The following is a 5,957-nucleotide window of genomic DNA, read 5'->3' on the forward strand; positions in this document are numbered from 1 at the left end:
TTATCACTATTGGTGCATCTGTCCGTAGGCTACCGTTGACGGAACAACGGGTTCAATCATTCAATTCCAGCTCGTGGATTAGAATTTTGAACAATTATTTACGCAACTTCGTGTCGCACCTTGATAAAATTGTTTACAACGGCGTATGACTTTCCGCTGCCCGGCGTACCCAACACGATGGACGCACGGAAGGGATTAACTACATTGATCCAACCGTTGTTCCAGCGTTTCCTGTAATAGAAACGTGTCGGCAGATTGACCGAATACTCGCTTTCGATGAGCCTTGTTTCCTGCATGAAACTCTCGTTCTCGTTGTTGAAAACATCCTCCATCAGATTGTGTTTCAACAGACGGCTCATCCACAGACCGCCCATCAAAAGGCAGACATAGCCCGTACCGATGGTAAGGATATACAGCCCCGTCACCGCTTCAACCGGCAGCGGCAGAGCCAGTATCCACCAGTTCAGGAAAAACAGCACGAACCCGGCGGCGAGTGTCGTCCAGATTTTACGCCATGTGATTTTCTCGCCCTTGACACCTTTCGTTCCTAAGCACGACAGCGCAAGCAACAGGACGGCGAACAGCTTCGTGTACAGAATGGAACGGAACAGCCCCGCCGTGCGGTCGAAGTTCATCAGGATTTTATCCACCACACCGATGTTCACGCCCCACAGCCGGATGGCTTCGTAACAAAACCAGTACACGTTCATGACCACCAAAATGATACTCACGGCACGCAGAAAATCCATGATTTTCGCCAATGCCCTCAAATCGTCTTCTTGTTGTGACATACATTGATTTTTAATTGTTGATACTCTGATTACATACCCAAGCCCTTGCGCTTTTTCTTCTTTTTGCGCTTCATCGCCCGGATGAAAGCCTCTTCCTCGGCATCGGTCGCCGGACCTTCGGGAGTGAGCAAGCCCATTCCGCCCGATACGTCTGCACCGTTGTATGCGGTCTGCCCGTGTGCCTTGTCCACGGCATCCACCGGGATGGAGAGCGGTATCGGCGGTTGTCCGGCGTATGGCAGGGTGAAGTGTTCCTGCAAGGTATTCGCCGAAAGTTCCTTGCCCATACGCGAACCGTTCAGCACGCATCCTGTGCGGTGGTCGATGAAGGTAGCCCCGTAGATGCGCCCTTCCTCCGTGTAGCGCAACACGGTGTCGATGCCCTTCTCTTTGAGTTGGGACACAAATTTGTCCTTGTCATAAGTGCCTTGCAGCACGGAAAGAACGGTGCGTTTCGTCATGTCGGCGAGTTTCCTGTCCTTGATCTCCAGCTTGGAACGGGCAAACTTATTCTGTACGGCTTCATAGCCGACGTACTTCCTGAAAAGCGAGGACTTGAACGGGTTGCCCACCTTGTCGCCCTTGTCGTCCGTGACGGAATAGACCAGCCCGTGATACTCCCGTCCGCGCACGTTGCCCCTCGCTTCCTCCACCGTCAGGTTATAGATGGAAAGGAGCGCACGGTATTCGCCCATCGTCTGGAAACGGTACTGCCCGTTCAGAGCTTTTAGGGTGTTACCTACCTGCTTCTTCACCTCACCTGCCGATGCGTCCACCTTGCTTAGCGGCGTGTCAAGGCGTCGGTTCCTGCGCTCCGCATCGTGCAGACCATATTTCTTTTCCAGCTCACGGGTAATCTGCTTGCTACGATAGTAGTTGTTCCGGTCACTGATACATTGCCCGTTCTCGTCCACCCGCACCGTCACTATGTGCAGGTGGTGGCGGTCGATGTCCTCGTGCTTAAAAACAAGATAAGGCTGGTTGCCGAAACCGAGTTTTTCCAGATACTCGCGGGCTATATCCTGCAATTCCGCATCGGTCAACACATCCTCCGGATGCGGGTTGAGCGAAATATGCACCACCGGCTTCTCCACCTTCATCTGTGGCGGCATGAAGGTGAGAAAACCCTCCATCGCCTTGTTGATGTCCACCTTTCCCGAACCGTCATTGTAGATGCGGTTGGTCGTAAGCAACCGCCCCTGCGCCTCGTTAATCTTCTCCCCGTTATAGGCAATCGCGCCGTACAACGAGTTTCCTACACTGATTTTTGCGACCATTTCGCCTCCATTTCCCTTGAAAGTTCCACAATCCGACGGCTCAGTTTCACGAGTTCGACGGTGTATTGCTCCAGTTTATAGAGCAACGCCATCGCCTTTTTCTCGGAAAAATGCAGTCTCAGTTCCTTCACTACCTGGTTGTAATTCGTACCCACGGCGCGGAACTGCGCATGAAAATCCGACAGCTTGGTGTAATAGTCCACCAGCGTCTTGTCCACCTTCAGCACCTTGAACGGTTGCCCGAAGAAGTGCGCCTTGAGGAAAACCGACCGTGCATAGACACCCGATTTTCCGAACATGGCGAGGAAACGGTTGTGTTCCTCCTCGTTGAAACGGACGGTGTACCGGTACACCGCCGGATCAAGTTTGGGATTTCTCCCTGCTTTGCTTTTCCTTTTCTCTTTCATATTACTTTGGATTTAGCGGATTGACGGCATAAGCCGCCGCTTCGGGTCACAGCACCGCAGTTCTGAAAGGCTTCCCGACTTCGGAGGGAAAGCCCGCCCCCTGCAAAGGCAAGGCGTTTTCCGGGATGCTCAAAATATTTTGAGCGGCTGAAAACATACCTTGCTATGTTCAGGTGAACATAAAAATCCGTCAGGGGACGGATTAGGAAAATACCTTTCAGGACTCCGGGCCGCGCACCATCGGCGAACCCTGCTGTCCGGGGGCAAAGTTACGCCCTTAAAACGGTATCGTACAGATGCTTGACCCGGTCAATGACTGCCAACCGGCGCAACGTGCTGCCACTTGCCGGAGAAGTGATACAGGTTCCAAAATATACTTGTTTATTTGCAGCATGATTCAAGAAACGAACGATTTGAAAATATGAGAAAAGGAACATTCAAATACCCGGACAACCGCTTCGGCGGATACTTGCCGAAGCGGATACCCGAACCGTCGGAACCCCGGTTATCCGACAATCCGGTGAAGTACAGATTCAATGACTTCATGACGCAGTGTCGTCATTCATCACTTGTTCGCCGCACCGCTTCACCACAGAACCGGATACGCGATGACCCGCCCGTGTGTCTGTTCACTGAAGCGGATAATGTAGCAACCAAATCCGCATATAAATAGAAAAAGAAATCTTCAACAATTAAAATAAATGGAACTATGAGTAAGGAAATCTTCGTTGCATTCGCAACACAGAAAGGTGGCATCGGCAAATCCACTGTCACGGCACTTGCCGCCAGCTACCTGCACAACGTGAAAGGCTACAATGTCGCCGTCGTGGACTGCGACGACCCGCAGCACAGCATCCACGGGCTGCGCGAACACGAAATGGGGCTTATCGACAGCAGCACCTACTTCAAGGCTCTCGCCTGCGACCATTTCCGCCGGATCAAAAAGAACTCCTACACCATCGTCAAGAGCAATGCGGTGAACGCCCTCGACGATGCCGAGAGGATGATTGCCACTGAGGACGTGAAACCCGACGTGGTGTTCTTCGACATGCCCGGCACACTCCGTAGTAACGGCGTGATAAAGACGCTCTCGCAGATGGACTACATTTTCACTCCGCTGAGTGCCGACCGCTTTGTCGTGGAGAGTACCCTGAAATTCGTCACGATGTTCCGCGACAGGCTGATGACTACCGGACAGGCGAAAACAAAGGGGCTGCATCTGTTCTGGACAATGGTGGACGGCAGGGAGAGGAACGACTTGTACGGCATCTACGAGGAAGTGATAGCCGAAATGGGCTTTCCGGTACTTTCCACCCGCTTGCCCGACAGCAAGAAGTTCCGCCGTGACCTTTCGGAAGAGCGCAAGAGCGTTTTCCGCTCCACCATCTTCCCGATGGACACGGCACTGCTGAAAGGGAGTGGCATCCGGGAGTTTTCCGAAGAGATAAGCGACATCATCAGACCGCAGTGAGCATGGGCAGCAGGAAAGTGAACACGGAAGGCATCGACGAGGAACTGCTGTTAGCCTCCATCGGGCGGCGCACACAGGACGGGACACTGCGCCCCGCACAGGAAGTACCCGCAGCTGCACCGACCGAAGAGGACACCGCCGCACCGGAACCATCTCCTGTGCAACCCGTAACACGGGAAAAAGCGCAGAGAGAAAGTGGACGCCGGAAAAGGCAGGACGAGGACTACAACGAGCTGTTCCTGCGCCGCAACGAGATAAAGACCCGCCAATGTGTCTATATCAGCCGTGACGTCCACGGCAAGATCCTCAGAATCGTGAACGACATCGCCGGAGGGGAAATCTCAGTAGGCGGATATGTGGATACCGTGCTGCGCCAGCATCTGGAACAGCACAAGGAGAGAATCAACGAACTGTACAAGAAACAACGTGAAGATCTGATTTGAAAATGGAAAAAGAAATGACACCGAATGAAAAAAGACCACAGCAAGACTGCGGAGGTATGTTTGCCCAAGTGCAGGCGAGTGTGGAAATCCTGTCGCCTGTCCCGGTAAGCGGCAAATGCAGTGAGAAGGACTATGAACGCCTGTTCATCCGCGACCCGGAAGTAAAGGCACGTGAGGGGAAGATGGCGTATGTGCGCCCGGAGTACCACGAGCGTATCATGCGTATCACCCGTGTAATCGGGCATGACCGGCTTACGCTGTCCGCTTACATCGACCATGTGCTGACGCACCACTTCAACCAGTGCGAGGATGCGATAAAGAGCCTTTATGCCCGAAATTATAATACAGTATTCTAACCAAAAGCGGAAGGATATGAATTACACAATCAGCATGACAGACATTCTGCTGGCGGTATCGGTCGGCTGCAACCTCTGGTTCCTGTTCCTGCTCCTTTACGAGCGCATCATGGACACGCGGATTGTCCGCTTCTTCAAGGGCATTGTCGGATTATGGCGGTCACTGGACGGGAATGAGACTAAACGCATAGCGGCACGCGAGGAAGTCCCTGCGGAAAAGGCGGACATCATCGGCAAGAGCCGTTTCAGGATGGCATCCACCCGGACAACCGCTGCCATACCGACGCAAGAAGCCGCCACTATGGAAAAAGGCATTGAGCTGTCGGAGGAAGAGGCTACTTTTGACGACGGAAAAACGGGAAACGCATCCCGCCCGGCACAAGTCCCGGAGGAAAAACTCGATGAGACCTTCACGAGCATACCGCCGGAGGAACTGGGATACGGGGACGACGAACCGGAAGAGGACGCCTCGGACACGCCACGGGCTTCGGGCAGCAGCTTTGACGAGATCGACGACGCCTGCAAGACCGCCAAGAACCCGGACGCGACACAGGCGGAACGTGAAAAGGCGGCGAAGGTGTTCACCGACATGGAAGGCACGGAGCTGTACGAGAAAATGATGGAAGGCTCTTCGGAGATAGGCATCCGCATCAAGGGGCTTATCGAGATTCGGCTGAAGAAATCTGAAAAGGAGTTCGTCGTGCCGGACAACATCGAGGAGTTCGACATTCGCAACTATGTATGACAACAATAAAAGAAATGAACATGAAAGAATGACATCAACCCACGCGGCGAGGAAACGCAAGGCGCATCCCCATCCGCAACGGACACGCCCACGTCCGTGGAAACAAACGGGCATCCACTAAAACCAAAGTAAAGTAACAGAGTACCAACCGCCCGACAAAGGACTATCCACCCTTTCGACGGCAAAAAACAAGGACAATTCATGAACAAGAACATCTTGAAAAACAGAAAAGCAATCCTATCCGCGGCACTTTTCATCGCCGCAACCGCCTCCGCTTTCGCGCAAGGAAACGGCATCGCGGGCATCAACGAAGCCACCTCTATGGTGAGTTCGTATTTCGACCCCGGAGTGTGACACGTGAGCCGCGTAAGTGATTGTGTAACTATGATTTAATTCATTGATTACACCTGCAATTCCGTTTGCAGTAGTCTGAGAGTACGTGCATTGCGAGTAATCTCTTTGTGCGA

At 53.0% G+C, this 5,957-nt stretch carries 7 protein-coding genes and 2 pseudogenes; 6 read left to right on the forward strand and 3 right to left on the reverse strand.

Annotated features, from left to right (window positions below; all coding sequences use genetic code 11):
• Nucleotides 1-107 precede the first annotated feature (107 nt).
• The 3 genes and pseudogenes from H8S63_RS19280 to mobA all read right to left on the reverse strand — a co-directional run.
• A pseudogene (locus H8S63_RS19280) lies at nt 108-791 on the reverse strand (YWFCY domain-containing protein); the annotation flags it as partial.
• A gap of 29 nt (nt 792-820) precedes the next feature.
• Complete coding sequence (gene mobB / locus H8S63_RS19285) at nt 821-2,068, reverse strand: conjugal transfer protein MobB (RefSeq protein ID WP_010538256.1); 1,248 nt, start codon at nt 2,066-2,068, stop codon at nt 821-823.
• Nucleotides 2,047-2,475, reverse strand: a complete 429-nt coding sequence (mobA, locus tag H8S63_RS19290) for a conjugal transfer protein MobA (RefSeq protein WP_010538257.1) — start codon at nt 2,473-2,475, stop codon at nt 2,047-2,049. Before mobA ends, mobB begins: the two co-directional genes overlap by 22 nt.
• Nucleotides 2,476-2,896: 421 nt before the next feature.
• Between mobA and H8S63_RS19295 the strand changes: the two genes are divergently transcribed.
• From H8S63_RS19295 to H8S63_RS19320, 6 genes and pseudogenes are all read left to right on the forward strand, one after another.
• Complete coding sequence (locus H8S63_RS19295) at nt 2,897-3,148, forward strand: hypothetical protein (RefSeq protein WP_010538258.1); 252 nt, start codon at nt 2,897-2,899, stop codon at nt 3,146-3,148.
• A gap of 36 nt (nt 3,149-3,184) precedes the next feature.
• Nucleotides 3,185-3,946, forward strand: coding sequence for a ParA family protein (locus H8S63_RS19300; protein WP_010538259.1), 762 nt, complete (start codon nt 3,185-3,187; stop codon nt 3,944-3,946).
• A gap of 2 nt (nt 3,947-3,948) precedes the next feature.
• Nucleotides 3,949-4,389 (forward strand): DUF3408 domain-containing protein, encoded by a 441-nt coding sequence (locus tag H8S63_RS19305; RefSeq protein WP_004291503.1) that lies wholly within the window; start codon nt 3,949-3,951, stop codon nt 4,387-4,389.
• A gap of 2 nt (nt 4,390-4,391) precedes the next feature.
• A complete protein-coding gene (locus H8S63_RS19310; protein ID WP_010538260.1) occupies nt 4,392-4,745 on the forward strand; it encodes a DUF3408 domain-containing protein in 354 nt (117 codons plus the stop codon).
• A gap of 16 nt (nt 4,746-4,761) precedes the next feature.
• Nucleotides 4,762-5,490 carry a hypothetical protein gene (locus H8S63_RS19315; RefSeq protein ID WP_010538261.1) on the forward strand — a complete coding sequence of 243 codons (729 nt, stop codon included), beginning with the start codon at nt 4,762-4,764 and terminating at the stop codon, nt 5,488-5,490.
• A 201-nt stretch (nt 5,491-5,691) separates the two neighbouring features.
• Nucleotides 5,692-5,838, forward strand: a pseudogene (locus tag H8S63_RS19320) (DUF4134 family protein); the annotation flags it as partial.
• Between the last annotated feature and the right edge of the window lie 119 nt (nt 5,839-5,957).

This window comes from Bacteroides sp. NSJ-39 (genome assembly GCF_014287315.1).
GTDB lineage: Bacteria > Bacteroidota > Bacteroidia > Bacteroidales > Bacteroidaceae > Bacteroides > Bacteroides finegoldii.

Excerpts from the sequence above, each read along its gene's own strand:
- mobB (WP_010538256.1), bottom strand. The coding sequence starts at position 2,068 with ATGGTCGCAAAAATCAGTGTAGGAAACTCGTTGTACGGCGCGATTGCC.
- mobA (WP_010538257.1), bottom strand. The coding sequence starts at position 2,475 with ATGAAAGAGAAAAGGAAAAGCAAAGCAGGGAGAAATCCCAAACTTGAT.
- H8S63_RS19295 (WP_010538258.1), top strand. The coding sequence starts at position 2,897 with ATGAGAAAAGGAACATTCAAATACCCGGACAACCGCTTCGGCGGATAC.
- H8S63_RS19300 (WP_010538259.1), top strand. The coding sequence starts at position 3,185 with ATGAGTAAGGAAATCTTCGTTGCATTCGCAACACAGAAAGGTGGCATC.
- H8S63_RS19305 (WP_004291503.1), top strand. The coding sequence starts at position 3,949 with ATGGGCAGCAGGAAAGTGAACACGGAAGGCATCGACGAGGAACTGCTG.
- H8S63_RS19310 (WP_010538260.1), top strand. The coding sequence starts at position 4,392 with ATGGAAAAAGAAATGACACCGAATGAAAAAAGACCACAGCAAGACTGC.
- H8S63_RS19315 (WP_010538261.1), top strand. The coding sequence starts at position 4,762 with ATGAATTACACAATCAGCATGACAGACATTCTGCTGGCGGTATCGGTC.